The following is a 17,642-nucleotide window of genomic DNA, read 5'->3' on the forward strand; positions in this document are numbered from 1 at the left end:
ATGGATGGAAAACTCGCCGTCATCGGCCTGGGCAGCATCGGAAGCATGGCGCTCTGGCAGGCCTCACGGTTGTCCGAATCCGTGGTCGGCTTCGAAGCACACGCCCCCGGGCACGGCAGAAGTGCGGTAGGTGGCGACACCCGCCTGTTCCGGATGCTTTACAGGGGAAGGCCGGACTACTATCCCATCCTGGAGCGCTCACGGGATCTCTGGGCCGAGCTGGAGGCAGAAACGGCACAGGATATCCTCACCCGCTGTGGCGGACTCTCCATCGGCACAGTTGACGGACCCTACATTCCCAAGCTGCTGGAAACTACCCGGATCAACGGAGCGAGCCACCAAATCCTCACTCGTGAGGAAATGGCGGAACGCTACCCGCAGCACAACCTCCGGGCTGATGACGTCGCCGTTTACGATCCCTTCGGCGGCGCACTTCGCACTGATCGGGCAGTTACCGCGGCGGTTTCAGCGGCACAGGCAAACGGGGCAACCGTCCTCAGCAATACTCCTGTCAGCAGCATCACGGAAACCAACGACGGCGTTGTCGTCACCTCCGGCGAACAGTCCTGGACCTTCGAACGGGTGATCATCGCATCCGGTGGGTGGTCCCAGCAGCTCATGCCCGAGTACCTGAAGGCACACACGGAAACCCGCAGGATTTTCCTGAGCTGGTTCGTCGCCCGCGACGCAACCCAGTTCACGCCGGAGAAGTTCCCCATCTTCATCAGGATTTCCGGCGATCGCTCCATGTATGGAGCGCCCGCGGTGGACGGCGTCACCGTTAAAGCCACGCTTGATGGCCGCGGGGCACCAACCCCGGCTGCAGACTCAGTGCCCAGGGAGCTGACCAAAGCGGAGATTGCAGAAACCACTGAGACGGTTACCGAATTCTTCCCGGGTTTGGTCCCCAGCATCGTCCGCTCGGATGCCTTCCCGGACCTGTTCACCTCGGATTCGCAGCCCCTTCTGGGCTTCTTCACTGAGTCCGGCCGGATCTACTCCGCCACCGGTTTCTCCGGAGCCGGCTTCAAGATGGCTTCCGGCTACGGCCAGATTGCTGCCAGCGAGGCACTGGGCAAGGGTGGCTTTGACGGCCTGGACTTCGTCCGTCCACAGAGGTTCAAGAACTAGGCATCACGCGATTCGCGGGCTAATGACCCGCGAATCGCGTATTGTTGACAATCTACAGTTACTAAGAAAGTATGAAGCCATGGCAACACTTAGCCCCATCCTGAAGCAGGCCACTCCAGTGGTCGTGGACTATGCGTCCGGTAGTTGGATCCACGCCACAGACGGCAAGAAATACCTGGATTTCACCACCGGAATCGGCGTCACCAGCACCGGGCACTGCCACCCCGATGTGGTGGCCGCAGCCCGCGAACAGGTGGGCAAGATTGTCCATGCCCAGTACACCACCGTGATGCACAAGCCCCTCCTTGAACTCACGGAACTCTTGGGCGGTGTCCTGCCCCAGGGCCTGGACAGCGTCTTCTATGCAACCTCCGGCTCCGAAGCAGTGGAGGCCTCCATCCGCTTGGCCCGCATGGCAACCGGACGGCCCAACATCATCTCCTTCCAGGGTGGGTTCCACGGGCGCACCGTAGCGGCCGCCTCCCTGACCACCGCAGGAACCAAGTTCCGCTCAGGGTTCTCCCCCATCATGGGTGGCGTGCACGTTGCCCCGTTCCCGCACTGGTACCGGTACGGCTGGGACGAAGCCACCGCCGTCGACTTTGCCTTGAAGGAACTCGACCACCTTCTGATGACCATCAGCGCCCCGAGCGATACGGCCGGCTTCATCATCGAACCCGTACTGGGTGATGGCGGGTACATCCCCACGCCTGTCGCATTCCTCCAAGGCCTGCGTGAACGTGCCGATAAGCACGGCATCGTTCTCATCCTGGACGAGGTCCAGGCCGGAGTGGGCCGCACCGGCAAGTTCTGGGGACATGACTGGGCCGGAATTTCCCCAGACGTCGTGATCACCGCCAAGGGACTTGCCAGCGGCTTCCCCATCTCCGCGATCGCCGCGTCCGCCGATTTGATGGGCAAGGCATGGCCAGGTTCCCAGGGCGGAACCTATGGCGGAAACGCAGTCGCGGCAGCAGCCGGCGTCGCAACTTTGGGTGTGATCCAGCGGGAGAACCTCGTGGAGAACGCCTTGCTGCGCGGTGACGAACTGCGGGCAGGACTGGACAATCTGCAAACGGAATTCTCGGGAATCGGCAACGTGCGTGGCCGCGGCCTGATGCAGGGCGTCGAGTTCACCGCCGCCGACAACACCCCGGACGCGGCAACTGCCCTCGCCGTCCAACAGGCAGCCATCAAGGAGGAACTCCTGCTCCTCACCTGCGGTCCGCATGGCAACGTCATTCGCCTCATCCCGGCCCTGAACGTCAGCAGCGATGAAATTCAGCAGGGCCTGTCCAAATTCACCCAGGCGCTCAAGACGGCCACCTCCTAGTCCCCCTGATCACTGAAAGAGCGACCATGACCACCTCCTTTGACCCCACCACCATCCCAACGGACCTGTTCATTGACGGAACGTGGCAGAAAGCAACCAGTGGAGCCACCTTCGCCGTTGAGAACCCTGCCACGAACGAAGTGATTGCCCACGTTGCCGACGGCGGTCCTGAAGACGCTGCCTTGGCTATTCAGGCAGCGGGTCGCGCCCAGGCGGAGTGGAGCAAATCCACTCCGCGCCAGCGGGCCGATATCCTTCGGCGCGCTTTTGAACTGGTCATCGCCAACACGGACCGGCTCGCGGCCATCATGACTGCGGAGATGGGCAAGCCACTCGCAGAAGCGAAGGGTGAGGTGGCGTACGGTGCCGAAATGCTCCGCTGGTTCTCGGAAGAAGCAGTCCGCATTGGCGGTGACAGTGCCAGCTCCGTGGATGGAAACACCCGTATCCTCATCACTAAGGAACCAGTTGGCCCCTCTGTCCTGGTGACTCCGTGGAACTTCCCGCTTGCCATGGGCGCCCGCAAGATCGCCCCGGCCGTTGCTGCGGGCTGCACCATGGTGTTCAAACCTGCTGAGCTGACACCGTTGACGTCGCTGGCCCTGGTGGCCCTGTTCAAGGAGGCCGGCCTTCCCGACGGCGTGCTGAACGTTGTGACAACGTCCACCGCCTCCACGGTGGTCCGGACCTGGACTGACAGTGGCATCGCCCGAAAGATCAGCTTCACTGGTTCCACGGAAGTGGGCAAGGTTCTGCTGAAGCAGGCGGCGGACAACGTGATGCGCTCCTCCATGGAGCTCGGCGGCAACGCCCCGTTCATCGTGCTGGCCGATGCAGACATCGAAAAGGCCGTGGACGGTGCCATGAAGGCCAAGATGCGCAACATGGGCGAGGCCTGCACGGCAGCAAACCGCTTCTTCGTCCACCGTTCGGTGGTAGAGGAATTTGGCGAGAAGTTCTCCAAGAAGATGTCAGAATTGCAGGTAGGCAACGGCGCCAAGGCTGGTACCGACGTCGGGCCCCTCATCGAACAGAAGGGCCTGGAAAAGGTCGAAAGCCTCGTTGCAGATGCAGTATCCAAGGGAGCACGCGTACTGACCGGCGGAAGCCGTCCGGATGGCCCCGGCTATTTCTATACCCCTACTGTCCTGGTGGATGTGCCCACAGACGCCGCACTCATGAGCACGGAAATCTTCGGCCCGGTCGCAGCAATCACCGCGTTCGATAGCGAGGACGAAGTTCTCCGCCTGGCCAACGATACTGAGTGGGGCCTGGTGGGGTACGTGTTCACAGAGAGCATGGACAAGGCCCTGCGGTTCTCCGCGGAACTGGAAGTCGGAATGGTGGGCCTGAACACCGGCCTGGTTTCCAACCCCGCGGCACCGTTCGGCGGCATCAAGCAATCCGGGCTCGGACGCGAGGGCGGAAAAATAGGAATCGAAGAATTCCTGGAGTACAAGTACACCGCAATAGCGGTCTAACAGTTTCAAATTGCCGAAGCATGAAATGAGGGGATGTCAATGGCGGCACCGGAGGGAATGTTCGTATTGGAAGGCCGGCCCACGGCCCAGCTGATCGCTGACCAATTACGTGAGCTCATTGTCCAAGGGGCCTTCAGACCTGGCCAGCAGGTCAATGAATCTGCCTTGGCCAGCCAGCTGAGCACTTCGCGGGGTCCGCTCCGCGAGGCGCTCCAGCGGCTGTGCCAAGAGGGGATCCTGGTGAGCAAGCGCAACCGCGGCGTCTTCGTGCTGGAACTTTCCACGCAGGATGTCAAAGAGATCTACGCTGTCCGTGAAGCCGTTGAGTTGGCCGCGGCAAACACGCTTTTGGACTCGGACGCAGAGCAGGTGGCGGACACCTGCCGGGAGCTCAAGGGCATCATCCGGAACATGGCCAAGCAGGTTGCGGCCTCGGACTGGCAAGCCATTGCGCGCCTTGATATGCAGTTCCACACTGCCTTCGTTTCAGGCACTGGAAACACGCGGCTCATACGTATTTATGAGACTCTTGCTGCCGAATCCAGGATGTGTATTTTGAGCCTGGAGGTGGCATATCCCCGCATTGATGCACTTGTGCAGGAGCACCAGCAGCTCCTTGACCTCCTTGAGGCCCGGGACCGTAGCGGACTTCAGCAGGCCATCAAACGCCACATGCAGAAGGCCGTGGAGGACCTCACTTCCAGCCCGGAAGTAACAGGAATTACTGCTTAGGAAAGTCTTCATACAGGAAGGGCCCGGTTCAGTTGAACCGGGCCCTTCCTTGCGAGTTAGCTTGTGGGAACGTCCGTGACAACCCACATCTTCCGCAGCGTCTCGTGGATGGTCCAGGTGCCCGTCCATCCTGCCGGAGTAACGAACAACGTTCCGGGACCGATGTCGAAGCTGGTTCCGTCTTCTTCAGTGATGGTCGCCTTGCCACTGAGGATCTGGCAGATCTCGTCATAGCCCGGGCGGGTGCTCTTGAACACACCCGGCGTGACCTCCCAGATGCCCGTCTTGTGGTTATCGCGGGCCCACAAACGGAACGAGACCTCAGTCTGGCCCGGTGTGCTGGTGGTTGCCTTAGGGATGTGCTCCCCCGGGTCCTGCGTTGTTGCGTCGCTCATGACAGTGGCCTTGATCATGGATTCTCCTTCTGGGGCTGGGCCCTTTTGAACGTGCCTGCCGTCTTTGGAAAGCACAGTTTCCATCCTAGCAATTGTCAACAATCGACGATAGGCTTGAAGGAGAATATATTCAGCGGACGCCCTGCCACCGATGCCAGCCCCGTCACCAAGGAGAACTTCCCCATGAAACTGATCTGGAAAAACAGCCTGGAAAGTACTCCTGCCGCATACAGCGCGCAAAGCCGGAGGGTATCGCTCTGGAACTCCCTGGAAGCTGGAGACGTAGTTTCCCTCAGCCTGCGCGGCTTTGAATACCACAGGGGCACTGTGGACGATCGGACTGCGGACGGACAAACGATCTGGGTAATAGACCGCATCGGCGAACGGCGGCTTTTCCACATCGATGATGACTACGATCTGCTGGTCGCGTCCCAAGGCTGACAGCCCGGACTGACAGCGCAAAGCAACAGCCACCAACGCTCTAGCCCCAGCAGGCCAGCAAGAGTACCGTCGAGGTGACGATGTAGCAGGACAGCCGGGAGCCCGGAACAGGGACTGGCCGTCCTTGGTTCTTAGAGGAGCCATGCAGTGGCTGGATGGAATGCAGATACAGCAGCCGGACCCCTCGGCGCCGGGACTGTCACCTTGGTGGAAGGCACGTCCTTCTGCATCTCCCTGCCTAACGGCGATATTCACCCGGACCATCCCCACGGTATGTTTTTCCAGGACACCCGGGTCCTGTCCGATTGGGTCCTCACCATCAACGGCCAGTCGCTGGAGCCATTGACCGCCCAGACAAAAGAGCCCTACAGGGCAGCCTTTGCCGGCCGCGTCACACGGTCCGACGGGTATGCGGATACGCCGCTGATCGTGGAGCGCTTGCGGGAAGTAGGCGTGGGAATGGTGGAGCATGTGACCGTCCGCAACCATTCGATGGAACCCGTGGAATGTTTGGTCGAATTCGCAGTGGGCTCGGACTTCGCCGACGTTTTCGAAGTCAAGGAAGCACGGGTCCAAAGGCAGTGGGAGGAGTCCCGCGAGTACCACCACAACACATTGACCATCCGCTCCAGGTGGCAGGATGTCCGGAAGTCCGTCGTCGTAAGTTCCGATGTTGCCGAGGCGACCCCCGAGGGCCTCAGATATCAGACCACTATCCCTCCACGCGGGCACTGGAGCACCGTGGTCACCATTGCTCCCGGAACTGAGGGAGGGGCGCCTGCAGCGCCTGTGGTGCGTCCCGCCGTCGGCGAGCTGTCCCGTAGCGATCAGCGCCGCCAGGAATGGGTGGCCAAAATTCCCGTGCTGCACATGGGCAACCACTCCATCGAGAGGACGCTGCGGCGCAGCTATGACGATCTCGGCGCCCTCCGCATTGAAGACCCCACTCACCCGGACAGGGTGGTTGTGGCAGCAGGAGCGCCGTGGTTCATGACGCTGTTTGGCCGCGACTCCCTCTGGGCTTCGGAGATGGCCATGCCCGTTGATCCGTCCCTCGCCCTGGGCACCCTGCAAACGCTGGCTGACAGGCAAGGCAAGGTAGTGGATCCCATCAGCGAGGAAGAACCAGGGAAGATCCTGCACGAAGTCAGGCTGGACGTCTCCAGCGGACTGTCGCTCGGCGGCAAATCCGTTTACTACGGCAGCATCGATGCCACGCCGCTGTTCGTGGTGCTGCTGGGTTCGGTCAGCCGGTGGGGTTTCGCCAAGGACACCATTGCGGCCTTGCTGCCCAACGCGGACAGGGCCTTGGACTGGATCCGGGACTATGGCGACAGGGACGGGGACGGATTCGTCGAGTATCAGCGGCTCAACGATCGGGGGCTGATCAACCAGGGTTGGAAGGACTCGTGGGACGGCATCAATTTTGCGGACGGGCGCCTCGCGGAGCCGCCTATCGCCCTCTGTGAGGTTCAGGCGTACGTCTATGACGCGTACATGGCACGGGCGTGGATAGCGCACGACGCCGGTGACGCACCTTTGGCGCAGGAACTCGCCGATCGGGCGGCGGAGTTAAAAGTCCGGTTCAACGAGCAATTCTGGATGCCGGACCGCGGCTATTACGCCATTGCTTTGGACGGCAAGAAAAGGCAGGTTGACGCGTGCGCCTCCAACATGGGGCATTGCCTGTGGGTGGGGTTGGTGGACGAGGATAAGGCGCCACTGGTGGCCGAACGGCTGATGTCTCCCGAGATGTTCAGTGGCTGGGGAGTTCGTACCCTCGGAACCGACATGGGTGCCTACAACCCGGCCAGCTACCACAACGGTTCTGTGTGGCCGCACGATAACGCTGTGATTGCCGCCGGTCTGATGCGCTACGGATTCGTGGAAGAGGCCCAACGAATTTCGACAGCCTTGCTCGAAGCGGCCGACTACTCCGAAGGGCGGCTCCCGGAGCTGTTCTGTGGCTTCAGCAGGGAGCAATACAGCGAGCCCGTTCCGTACCCCACGGCGTGCTCGCCGCAAGCGTGGGCGGCCACCTCCCCCATCCAACTGGTCACCAGCCTGATGAGGTACGACGCCCATGTGTCGCGTGGCGGGTTCTGGATGGATCCCCAACTGCCGGCGTCCTACGGCGACCTGCATATCACCAACGCGCCCATGGGTGGCGGCCGGGTAACCATCGATATCGCCGATTCCGTTCCCACCGTGCAGGGGCTTCCGGACGGGATGGTCTTCCACAGAGGACACCGGCCCTGGTTGACCGAACTCGTGCAGCAGGCCGGCCTCCGGAAGGAGGGCTGATTGGCTATGAGGTTGCCAGCAAGTTGGCGGCAGGGCGGGCCGCTTGGGTCCCAGCAGCCGTTTCGCGCATGATCCAGAGCGCCGGCGTGCCGTGCAGGGCAGGCATCACCTCGCCCTTCGTAATCAGGCGGGCGGCCCTCGGGTCTCCCGCGACAGACCACCAACCGGTCTTGGGGCAGTGGTGCCCTGTGCGCGATGTTTCAACGAGCTCTGGAGCCAGGGTAGCCGGGCGTCGCTTCTTCATGGGAGGTCCTTCACGCAAGGGGCTTCAGCGAATGCTTGGCCCGGGTTTTAGGTGATGAACCAAGCGTAGCAATTGTCAACAATTGACGATAGTGCCTAGCGAGAGGAATTTCAGACATGGCCGAGCGAACAGTTTCGGATCTCATCGTGGAACGCCTTCAAGCGTGGGGCGTGGACAGGGTCTTCGGCTACAGCGGCGACGGCATCAACGGTTTCATGGGCGCCCTCCGCAGAGCACAGGATGCCGTGGAATTCGTGCAGGCAAGGCACGAAGAAGCGGCCGCCTTCATGGCCGTGGGGCACGGCAAGTACACCGGCGGCGTCGGGGTGGTGACATCGACGCAAGGTCCTGGCGCAATCCACCTGCTCAACGGACTCTACGACGCCAAGATGGACGGCGTTCCAGTGGTGGCGATCATTGGCCAGCAAAGCACCACCGTCCTGGGCTCGGCCTACATGCAGGAAATCGACCTGCTAACCGTCTTTAAGGACGTTGCTGCGCAGTTCGCACAGCTCGCCAGCTCACCGGAACAGGTTCCCATGCTCCTGGATCGCGCGTTCCGTACAGCCCTGGAGACCAAGTCCCCGTGCGTCGTGATCATCCCCCACGACATTCAATCCGCCCAGGCTCCCGAACTCGAACATGAGCACGGAATAGTTGTCACCGCCCCGGTATGGCACCCCGCACGGGTGATGCCCCGGGGGGAAGACCTGGACGCCGCCGTCGAGATCCTTTCCAAAGGTGAGCGGGTGGCGTTCCTGGTGGGCCAGGGAGCCCGCGGTGCCCGGACCGAGGTCCAGGAGCTGGCCGAAAAGCTGCAGGCCGGCGTCACCACCAGCCTGCTGGGAAAGCCGCACGTCGACGAGACGCTGCCCTTCGCTGCCGGCACCATGGGCCACCTCGGCACTACTGCCAGTTCCTACCTCCTGAACAACTGCGACACCCTGCTGATTATCGGCTCCAACGATCCCTGGACGGAGTTCTACCCGAAACCTGGAACGGCCAAGGCTGTCCAGATCGATGTTGATGGCCGGAAGATCGCCAATCGCTACCCGGTGGACGTCGGGCTGGTGGGCGATGCGGCAGAGACACTGGACGCACTCGGCAAGCGCCTCGATCAGCAGCCCAACCAACCGGAAAGCGCACGCACCCGGTGGCGTTCCGACGTCGAAACCCAGGTCCGCGCCTGGCGCCATCTTTCAGAGGAGCGCGCCAACATACCCGCCGATCCTGTGAACCCGGAACTCGTGGTCCGCGAACTTAACGGCAGGCTTCCGGACAACGCACAGTTAAGTCTCGACGTCGGCAGTTGCGTTTACTGGTACGCCCGCCAACTGACCCTCCCGCCGGGAGTCCCGGCCCATTTAAGCGGCACGCTCGCCAGCATGGGCTGCGCGATTCCCTACGGTCTGGCTGCCAAGCTTGCCTACCCGGACCGGCCTCTGGTGGCACTTGCCGGCGATGGCGGGATGCAGATGCTGGGCATCGCGGAGCTGATCACCGTGGCGCATCGGTGGCGCAACTGGGCCGATCCCCGGTTCGTGGTGTGCGTTTTCAACAACCGCGACCTTGCTGAGGTCACCTGGGAGCAGCGCGAAAACGCGGCCGAACCGCGATTCAATGCCAGCCAGGAGATCCCGGACTTTCCTTATGCCGCCTATGCGGACTTGCTGGGCCTGGCCGGAATACGCGTGGAGGACCCAGCCAAGCTCGGCGACGCGTGGGATTACGCGTTCTCGCTGGACCGCCCTGCAGTCCTGGAGGTCCTGACAGATCCGGACATCCCGCTGCTCCCGCCCTTCCCTGCCGGGGAAAAGAAGCTGGAAGGCATGAGGTCCGCCCTGGCAGAAGAAGGCGGCGACGGCGAGCGGGCCCGGAAGCTATTGGACAGTTATGCGGAGATGGAGTCCCAATGAACATGGAGCAGTTTCAATGAGCATGCAGCAGTGGTGGACGCAGTTGAGTCCCATGACCCGTGAATGGTTGATAAATAACAACGGCGCCGCCGTGCCCCCGGAAATCGCTGCCGAGATCGCAGGGGCCGGCGGACCACAACCAGCTGATTCGTGGTGGGTCGCGGACGAGGAAAGTCCGGGACTGCAGATGCCCGACGAAGCCATCGATTGGATCGAAGCAATCGCCAACGAAGAAGCGCCCGAACAGTCCTGACCTGCGCTTAGAGGTTCTCCACCAACGACACGTCGCGGACGGCGCCCTTGTCCGCGGACAGGGCCATGGCCGCGTAGGCGCGCAGCGCCGGCGAAACGTGGCGCTCGCGATCCTTCGGCTTGTAGCCGCCGTTGACCTCAAGCTTTTCGCGGCGTTCGGCGAGAATCTCGTCGGAGACCTGCAACTGCAGGGAGCGCTGCGTGATGTCGATGCTGATAATGTCACCGTTCTCCACCAGGGCGATGGCGCCGCCGGAGGCAGCCTCCGGGGAGATGTGCCCGATTGACAGGCCGGAGGTCCCGCCGGAGAAGCGGCCGTCCGTGATGAGGGCGCATTTCTTGCCCAAGCCGCGGCCCTTGAGGAACGACGTCGGGTAGAGCATTTCCTGCATACCCGGGCCGCCCCTGGGGCCTTCGTAGCGGATGACCACCACGTCGCCTTCCTTGATGGTCTTGTTCAGGATCTTTTCCACAGCTTCGTCCTGTGACTCGCACACAACTGCTGGGCCTTCGAAGGTCCAGATGGACTCGTCCACGCCTGCGGTCTTCACCACGGCGCCGTCCACTGCTACGTTGCCGCGCAGTACAGCCAGGCCGCCGTCCTTGGAGTATGCGTGCTCCACCGAACGGATGCAGCCACCCTCGGCATCGGTGTCCAGCGAGGTCCACTGGTTTGACTGCGAGAAAGCTGTGGAGGAGCGGACGCCGCCGGGAGCTGCATGCCACAACGCCTGCGCCTCTTCCGTGGCCTTGCCCCCGCGGATGTCCCAGTCGTCCAGCCAGCCATCCAGGTCGTTGGAGTGCACCGAATGGACGTTCTTGTGCAGGAGGCCACCGCGGTTGAGCTCACCCAGCAGCGCGGGGATGCCGCCGGCGCGGTGCACGTCTTCCATGTAATAGGTCTTGTCTCCGGCGACGTTCGGGGCCACCTTGGCCAGGCATGGCACCTGGCGGGACTTGGCGTCCATCTCTTCCAGGCCGTAGTCCACGCCCGCCTCCTGGGCCGCGGCCAGCAAGTGCAGGATCGTGTTGGTGGAGCCGCCCATGGAGATGTCCAGGGCCATGGCGTTGTCAAAGGCCTCGGCAGTGGCGATGGAGCGCGGCAGAACGGAGTCGTCGTCGCCGTCGTAATAGCGCTTGACGAGCTCGACGACGGTGGCGCCGGCTTTCTCGTACAGCGCCTTGCGGGCGGTGTGGGTCGCGAGCACGGAGCCGTTGCCCGGCAGTGCCAGGCCGATTGCCTCGGCAAGGCAGTTCATCGAGTTGGCGGTAAACATGCCAGAGCACGAACCACAGGTGGGGCAAGCGTTCTCTTCGATGAGGTTGATGTCTTCATCGGAGATCGATTCGTCTACGGCGTCGGCAATCGCGTTCACCAGGTCCAGGGAGCGCACGGAGCCGTCGGTCAGGGTCACACGGCCGGCCTCCATGGGACCGCCGGAGACGAACACTACCGGGATGTTCAAGCGCAGCGCGGCCATGAGCATGCCCGGGGTGATCTTGTCGCAGTTGGAGATGCAGACCAGGGCGTCCGCGCAGTGGGCGTTGACCATGTACTCAACGGAGTCCGCGATCAGGTCGCGGGAAGGCAGGGAGTAGAGCATGCCGGAGTGGCCCATGGCGATGCCGTCGTCCACGGCGATGGTGTTGAATTCGCGCGGCACCGCACCGGCGGCGAGGATCGCGTCGGAGACGATCCGGCCCACGGGAGCAAGGTGGGTGTGGCCGGGAACGAACTCGGTGAAACTGTTGGCGACGGCGATGATCGGCTTACCGATGTCCGTGTTGGCGACGCCGGAGGCGCGCAGCAGTGCGCGGGCGCCGGCCATGTTGCGGCCGTGGGTAACTGTTCTGGAGCGAAGTGCAGGCATAAGTACCATCCTGCTGTTGTTCTACAGCGGGTGGAAGACGGTGCTGCTACTAGTAGTGAAACTACCAGAGTAATAGTGTTGAGTTCGTGAAAGATGAGAGGCGCAAGGAACTGGGACTCTTCCTCAGGACCCGCCGCACCCAAGCCCTGCGTTCTGACTATGGACTCCCTCCCGTGGGGCGGAGCCGCGAGCGCGGCCTCCGCCGGGAAGAGATCGCATTCCTGTCCGGCGTCAGCGTCACTTGGTACACTTGGCTTGAGCAAGGCCGGGATATCAGCCCTTCCCGGCAGGTGCTCGAGGCCGTAGCCCGCACGCTGCATCTGTCCGACACCGGACTCAGCTACGTTCTGTCATTGGGCGGCTATTCGTCCGCCCCTCCTGCCGGTCCAGTCGCGGCCGATGCACCCGCCCATGTGCAGCGGCTATTGGATGCGTTGGATCCCAACCCTTCCTACGCCCTTTCCCCGGACTGGGGCATCGCCGGCTGGAACCGCGCTTACGAGGCCCTGTATCCCAACATCGGAACCTTCGACGCCGGCGACAGGAACCTTTTGTGGTTGGTCTTCACTGACCCCTATATCCGCGACCTGCTCCCCGATTGGGACGTCACCAGCAAGCGGTTCCTTGCCGAGTTCCGGGCAGAGACGGGGCAACGCTTGGGCGATCCCGATGTTGAGTTCCAAGTTGAACGGCTCAAGCAAGCCAGCCCGGAGTTCCAGGAAAGCTGGGACCGCTACGACATCCTGGGCTTCGAGTCCCGGGAACGGCTCTTCCATCACCCTGCCGTGGGCGTACTGCAGATGGAGCACCACCAGGTCTCGCCGTCGGACAGGCCCGATCTCCACATCGTGGTCTACACACCGACGCCTGGGAGCGACGCAGGCGAGCAGATGCAGCGGCTGATGGTGAGTGGCCGGTAGCTAAGGCAGTGGCCTGTAGTTAGCGCCCCTGGTCCGCTTAAGTCACCGCCCAGGGGGTTTCATCCGGAGTAGCCAGCGTCAGTACGGCTTCCTCCACCGTTTCATGGTCCTCCAGCTCACGCTCGATTCGACGCAGAGCAACTGCCACCTGGTGTTCCGGGTGGTCACCCTGAAGGTCGACGGCGGCCACGACGTACAGTTTGCGGGGGCCGACGAACTCCACATGGAGGTAGGTGAGGCGGGCAATATCCCTGTGTTCGAGCACGCGGCGGGCGATGGAACGTTCAATGTCCGGCGTTACACCTTGGCCCACCAAGAAGCGTCGGTTGCGATCGATCAGCACAACGGCAACAACCGCCAGCAGAACACCCACGATGATCGAGCCTACGGCGTCCAGCACGGCCGAACCAGTGACCTGGTGCAGGAACACACCGGCAAACGCAACCACCAGGCCAATCAGTGCAGCAGCATCCTCTGCGAACACGGCTCGCAAGGTGGGATCGGAGCTGATAAGGACCTGCTTCAGGGTGTTCCGTTCCAGCTCCTGGGCCGCCTTCCTGGTCTGGCGGAAGTCTGGACAAAGGAAACTCCCTCCAGGACAAAGGCCACGGCCAGCACCACGTATGCCACCAGGAAGTCCGAAGCGGGCTCCGGCGTGATGATCTGCTGGATCCCGTGCATTATGGACACCACTGCGCCAGCGGTGAACAGCCCGAAAGCGGCAAACATGGACCAGACATATGCTTCCCGGCCATAACCCATCGGATGGCTGTCGTCCCGAGGGCGCCGGGAGCGCCGTTCCGCCACGAAGAGGAATACCTGGTTGCCGGTGTCCGCCCAGGAATGTGCGGCTTCGGCGGTCATGGAAGCAGATCCGGTGATGACGGCAGCCACCGATTTGGCCGCCGCAACGAGGGCGTTCGCCGCAAAGGCAATGGCAACGGTCAGCAGTGTGGAACCGGGTTTATCGCGCTTCTCGGATGCCGCCATGGAGATACCGTACCCAACTGGAGGCAGGTCAGGCAGCACTTCAGGCCCGTCAAGCAGCGCAACTCCCCGCGTAACAACTTGCCCCACTCTGTGAGCCATGCCATATTCATTGCATGATCAGCCTGTTGGACAGCTGGACTGCTGGACAAACCAAAGTCGTAAGGGTCGGTGCCGCCGAGGCAGTGCTTGCCACCCTGAGGGCTGCCATTGAAGACGGCAGCCTCCCAGTAGGTTCGCGCCTGGATTCGGAAGCCACGTTGGCGCAGCAGTTCGGCGTCAGCAGGACCATGGTGCGCGAGGCCCTGAAGTCTTCAAATGCCTTGGGCCTGACCGTAACCCGGACGGGCAAGGGCACTTTCGTCATCGCCGACAAAGTTGGCCACGACCTGAAACTGGGCAAGTATTCGGCCCGCGAACTCCTGCAGGCCCGGCCTCACATTGAAGTGCCGGCCGCCAGTTTGGCAGCGGAACACCGCAGCCAGCAGGATGTCGAATCCCTCCGGGAAATCCTGCTGGCAATGGATAAAGAAGACGATCTGGAACAGTGGGTCATCCTCAATTCCGAGTTCCACGCAATCATCGCCCGCAGCAGTGGCAATGGCGTCTTCGCATCGATGCTTTCCGACATCGACGAGGCCATGGCCAACCAGTCCAGCACCTTGAACCAGGTAGTGGACCGGAGGAAGGAATCCGGACTAGAGCACGCGGCCATTTTTGAAGCCATCGAAAATGGCTCGGCCGAGGATGCCGGGATCGCCATGATGCGGCACCTTCATGGCGTAGAAGGATCGCTAGGGGCTGTCCTACCGGTTTCGGCGCCCTAAAGCCCTGGATCGAACGAGACAACCCACCACACCATTCGGACGGATTCAACGAGGAATCCGCACCGCCTCATTGCGCCCAACTGGGTGCCTGACCATAGGAAATGATGACTAAAAAGTCGACCGCTTGGACACGGCCATGACAACGACTTCCATCAAAGCCCCCACCCGAACCCAACTCACCAGAAGCCAAATCCTCAACTACCTTGCTCGCAATGGCGCAAGCAAAGTATCAGACATCACCCACGGCGTCACGGCCTGCAAAGATACCGTCAAGGCCCGCCTCTCCGAACTGGAGGAAGAGGGGTCCATCCGGGCCAACGTTCCTGCCGATATCCGCGGGAGAACCACGCCTTACTACTCACTCACCACGGCCGGCCTTCCGGCGGAGACGCCAAAAACAGTCATCACGGTGCACATCAAACACGCTGCTGACGGTCGGTTGACGCTGGCATTCGACGACTACCCGGGGCTCACCGCCACAGCCCGGAGCTTCATCGATATACCGGCCGCTGCCCGCAACTCGGCCTCGCGTTACACCGGCCAACCCGAGGACAGCTTCGCAGTCCACATCCGCTTCTGAAACAACGACGGCGGTACGCACCTTCCGCGAGGTACGCGCGTTGGGTGCGTACCGCCGTCGTACGTCACTTCCAGTGCCGTTCCCCCTACTTGACACGTCAACCCATGGCAATGAGCCTTGGGAGAGCGCAATATGGGGGAATGAACGCCTCCAGCGCCGATGGTCCGGCGCAGGGTGGCCCTGTCACCTTCGGGACCCGCCTGCACCCGTGGAGCCGCTACGTGGCGCTGGGTGATTCCTTCACCGAAGGGGTTGGCGATCCGGAGCCCGGCAGCCCCGGTGGACTAAGGGGCTGGGCTGACAGGGTTGCGGAGGAACTAAGCGTCGGACATGAGGACTTCGCCTATGCCAACCTCGCCGTGCGGGGACTGCTGCTCCACCAGATCCTGGAAGAGCAAGTGGCCCCGGCCCTTGAACTGCAGCCGGATCTCATAACGCTCAACGCCGGTGGAAACGACCTGCTGTTCCATAGGAGCGATCCCGACAAACTCGCCCTCGAACTTGATTCCGGCGTGAAGGTCCTGGCGGCCACCGGCGCAACAATCCTGCTGTTCGCGGGTCCCGACTGGGGTGCAACCCCGGTGGTCGGGCATGCCCGTGGCAAAGTAGCCATCTTCAACGAAAACATGCGCATCATCGCCGCCCGCCACGACGCCGTGATCGCCGATCTCTGGGCGCTGCGCCAGCTCACCAACCCGCAAATGTGGGATCCGGACCGGCTGCATTTCTCCCCGCTGGGCCAGCACACCATCGCCATGATGGTGCTCGAGACGCTCAATGTCCCGCACACCTTGGAGCCGATGATTCCCAAGGCCCTGCCTCCACGCACTTGGCGGGAGGCCAGGGCGGACGACATCGTTTGGGCTCGGGAACACCTGGTTCCCTGGGTTCTTCAACGTCTAACGCAACGGCTGGCCGACGACAATCGGCACCCCAAGCGGCCGGATCCCGGTCCTGTTTTTGGCGCCGGAATGCCGCCGGGGACCTACGTGGTAACGGATCCGCACAACGTGCACAGAGAAGGAGAACCCCTGGGCAATTAGCTCGTCGGCTGGGCCTCGGCTTGTGCGCGAATGCTCCAGGCGGACCAGTCCAAGGGGTGAACCGAGGGGCGTCCGAGCAAGTATCCCTGGGCAGCAGTCACCTTTAACGCCGTGACTTCCTTTAGTTCCGCGGGAGTTTCGATGCCCTCCGCGACCACCGCAGCTCCAACTTCGCGGGCGAGCTCGACCACTGCCCTGGCCCGGATCCGTTGCCCCTCGCTGCCTTCGATGCCTTCGATGAGATGGCGATCGAGTTTGATGATGTCGGGGCTCAGCTCGCTCAGCAGGTCCATGGAAACGAAACCTGCTCCGGAGGCGCTGACAGCAACGCGCAAGCCGAGCGCGCGCAACTGGCCAAGTCCGTCGTCGCGCGTTTGGCCTTCCAAGGCTTCCAAGCTGCCGGTTAGTTCAACGATGATCCGGTCCGGGGCCAGCGACGCTGCAGCAAGCAGGTTCCGGACTCTCGGGTCACGGGACGTCGCCGGAGTAAGGTTCAAGGCGACATACATGTCGTTGGGGACGTCTTTTGCAGCAGTGAGCGCGCAATGAAGGGCTGCGATCTCCAATTCAGTCCCCAAGCCGGCTTCCGCGGCCTCGCGGAACCAGACATCCGCTCCGGCGCCGTCCTCACCGACAAACCGGGTCAACGCTTCAACGCCCACCACGTTTCCGTCAGGCAGCGCGTGGACCGGCTGGAATGCCGTCAACAAAAGCTTGTCCGCGAGTATTGCCTGGATGTCTTCCCGGACCTCCTGGCTTACGGGAACAGTCACCGTGCGCGCTGCGTCAGAGGACTCAAGATGGACACTGGAGACTTCCTGCCGAACCGGAACCGCCGGCTCTGCGGCCGAAGCCTTCCGGGTTTCCAGCAGATGCTCCAGCAAAGCGCCCTCGGGATCATCCGGACGAGCCTCGATGAGCTGGCGAAGTTTGTTCCTGGCGCCTTCGCTCTCGAGATCAGAATCAGCGAGGATGGCATCGATGATGTCCATCACCTGTTCACGCATGGTCATGCCCTGGGCAAAACTGGACGCCTTGACGTCCTCCGCTGATGGGTGGTCAGCACTGCCGCCCGGTGGAAAAGAGCCCGCTTCTTGAGCCATTGAATATTCCTTTATGAGTATCCCCCGCTGGCTAAGCCAGACATGACCTGACCCGGAAAAGCATGGGCCCTGCCACGAATCT

General features: G+C 62.3%; 16 protein-coding genes and 1 pseudogene. 12 read left to right on the forward strand and 5 right to left on the reverse strand.

Annotation, left to right across the window (positions count from 1 at the left end; genetic code table 11):
- The 4 genes from AB4Y87_RS02265 to AB4Y87_RS02280 all read left to right on the forward strand — a co-directional run bounded on the left by AB4Y87_RS02265 (position 1) and on the right by AB4Y87_RS02280 (position 4,677).
- Positions 1-1,131 carry an FAD-dependent oxidoreductase gene (locus AB4Y87_RS02265; protein ID WP_442002865.1) on the forward strand — a complete coding sequence of 377 codons (1,131 nt, stop codon included), beginning with the start codon at positions 1-3 and terminating at the stop codon, positions 1,129-1,131.
- Positions 1,132-1,210: 79 nt separating this feature from the next.
- Complete coding sequence (locus AB4Y87_RS02270; protein ID WP_442002866.1) at positions 1,211-2,464, forward strand: aspartate aminotransferase family protein; 1,254 nt, start codon at positions 1,211-1,213, stop codon at positions 2,462-2,464.
- Between the two features lie 26 nt (positions 2,465-2,490).
- Positions 2,491-3,945 carry an NAD-dependent succinate-semialdehyde dehydrogenase gene (locus tag AB4Y87_RS02275; RefSeq protein WP_442002867.1) on the forward strand — a complete coding sequence of 485 codons (1,455 nt, stop codon included), beginning with the start codon at positions 2,491-2,493 and terminating at the stop codon, positions 3,943-3,945.
- Between the two features lie 39 nt (positions 3,946-3,984).
- Entirely contained in the window at positions 3,985-4,677 is a 693-nt protein-coding gene (locus tag AB4Y87_RS02280; protein ID WP_442002868.1) for a GntR family transcriptional regulator, read from the forward strand.
- A 56-nt stretch (positions 4,678-4,733) separates the two neighbouring features.
- Here AB4Y87_RS02280 and AB4Y87_RS02285 read toward each other — a convergent pair whose 3' ends face one another.
- Positions 4,734-5,090: a cupin domain-containing protein gene (locus tag AB4Y87_RS02285; RefSeq protein WP_442002869.1), complete on the reverse strand. Its 357-nt coding sequence runs from the start codon at positions 5,088-5,090 to the stop codon at positions 4,734-4,736.
- Positions 5,091-5,255: 165 nt separating this feature from the next.
- Here AB4Y87_RS02285 and AB4Y87_RS02290 point away from each other — a divergent pair, with 165 nt between their 5' ends.
- Together AB4Y87_RS02290 and AB4Y87_RS02295 are read left to right on the forward strand one after the other, a co-directional pair.
- A complete protein-coding gene (locus tag AB4Y87_RS02290; RefSeq protein WP_442002870.1) occupies positions 5,256-5,513 on the forward strand; it encodes a hypothetical protein in 258 nt (85 codons plus the stop codon).
- A gap of 147 nt (positions 5,514-5,660) precedes the next feature.
- On the forward strand, positions 5,661-7,817 hold the full coding sequence (locus AB4Y87_RS02295) for an amylo-alpha-1,6-glucosidase (protein WP_442002871.1): 2,157 nt from the start codon (positions 5,661-5,663) through the stop codon (positions 7,815-7,817).
- Between the two features lie 4 nt (positions 7,818-7,821).
- On the opposite strand, the gene AB4Y87_RS02300 is transcribed toward AB4Y87_RS02295, so the two are convergent.
- Positions 7,822-8,061: a hypothetical protein gene (locus AB4Y87_RS02300; protein WP_442002872.1), complete on the reverse strand. Its 240-nt coding sequence runs from the start codon at positions 8,059-8,061 to the stop codon at positions 7,822-7,824.
- Between the two features lie 116 nt (positions 8,062-8,177).
- Between AB4Y87_RS02300 and AB4Y87_RS02305 the strand changes: the two genes are divergently transcribed.
- Together AB4Y87_RS02305 and AB4Y87_RS02310 are read left to right on the forward strand one after the other, a co-directional pair.
- Positions 8,178-9,977 carry a thiamine pyrophosphate-requiring protein gene (locus tag AB4Y87_RS02305; RefSeq protein ID WP_442002873.1) on the forward strand — a complete coding sequence of 600 codons (1,800 nt, stop codon included), beginning with the start codon at positions 8,178-8,180 and terminating at the stop codon, positions 9,975-9,977.
- Positions 9,978-9,993: 16 nt separating this feature from the next.
- A complete protein-coding gene (locus AB4Y87_RS02310; RefSeq protein WP_442002874.1) occupies positions 9,994-10,230 on the forward strand; it encodes a hypothetical protein in 237 nt (78 codons plus the stop codon).
- A gap of 7 nt (positions 10,231-10,237) precedes the next feature.
- On the opposite strand, the gene ilvD is transcribed toward AB4Y87_RS02310, so the two are convergent.
- The gene (gene ilvD / locus AB4Y87_RS02315) at positions 10,238-12,100 is read right to left on the reverse strand and encodes a dihydroxy-acid dehydratase (RefSeq protein ID WP_442002875.1); all 1,863 of its coding nucleotides are present in this window, start codon (positions 12,098-12,100) and stop codon (positions 10,238-10,240) included.
- Between the two features lie 86 nt (positions 12,101-12,186).
- On the opposite strand from ilvD, the gene AB4Y87_RS02320 reads away from it, so the two are divergent.
- Positions 12,187-13,020: a helix-turn-helix transcriptional regulator gene (locus AB4Y87_RS02320; protein WP_442002876.1), complete on the forward strand. Its 834-nt coding sequence runs from the start codon at positions 12,187-12,189 to the stop codon at positions 13,018-13,020.
- 37 nt (positions 13,021-13,057) lie between these two features.
- Here AB4Y87_RS02320 and AB4Y87_RS02325 read toward each other — a convergent pair.
- A pseudogene (locus AB4Y87_RS02325) lies at positions 13,058-14,010 on the reverse strand (cation diffusion facilitator family transporter).
- 116 nt (positions 14,011-14,126) lie between these two features.
- Between AB4Y87_RS02325 and AB4Y87_RS02330 the strand changes: the two are divergent.
- From AB4Y87_RS02330 to AB4Y87_RS02340, 3 genes are all read left to right on the forward strand, one after another.
- Positions 14,127-14,834 (forward strand): FadR/GntR family transcriptional regulator, encoded by a 708-nt coding sequence (locus AB4Y87_RS02330; RefSeq protein ID WP_442002974.1) that lies wholly within the window; start codon positions 14,127-14,129, stop codon positions 14,832-14,834.
- A 136-nt stretch (positions 14,835-14,970) separates the two neighbouring features.
- Positions 14,971-15,414, forward strand: coding sequence for a hypothetical protein (locus AB4Y87_RS02335; protein ID WP_442002877.1), 444 nt, complete (start codon positions 14,971-14,973; stop codon positions 15,412-15,414).
- A 140-nt stretch (positions 15,415-15,554) separates the two neighbouring features.
- Entirely contained in the window at positions 15,555-16,457 is a 903-nt protein-coding gene (locus AB4Y87_RS02340; RefSeq protein WP_442002878.1) for an SGNH/GDSL hydrolase family protein, read from the forward strand.
- On the opposite strand, the gene AB4Y87_RS02345 is transcribed toward AB4Y87_RS02340, so the two are convergent.
- Positions 16,454-17,560 (reverse strand): EAL domain-containing protein, encoded by a 1,107-nt coding sequence (locus AB4Y87_RS02345; protein ID WP_442002879.1) that lies wholly within the window; start codon positions 17,558-17,560, stop codon positions 16,454-16,456. The two genes, AB4Y87_RS02340 and AB4Y87_RS02345, sit on opposite strands and share 4 nt — an antisense overlap.
- Positions 17,561-17,642 lie beyond the last annotated feature (82 nt).

Source organism: Paenarthrobacter sp. RAF54_2, assembly GCF_052113945.1.
Classification (GTDB): domain Bacteria; phylum Actinomycetota; class Actinomycetes; order Actinomycetales; family Micrococcaceae; genus Arthrobacter.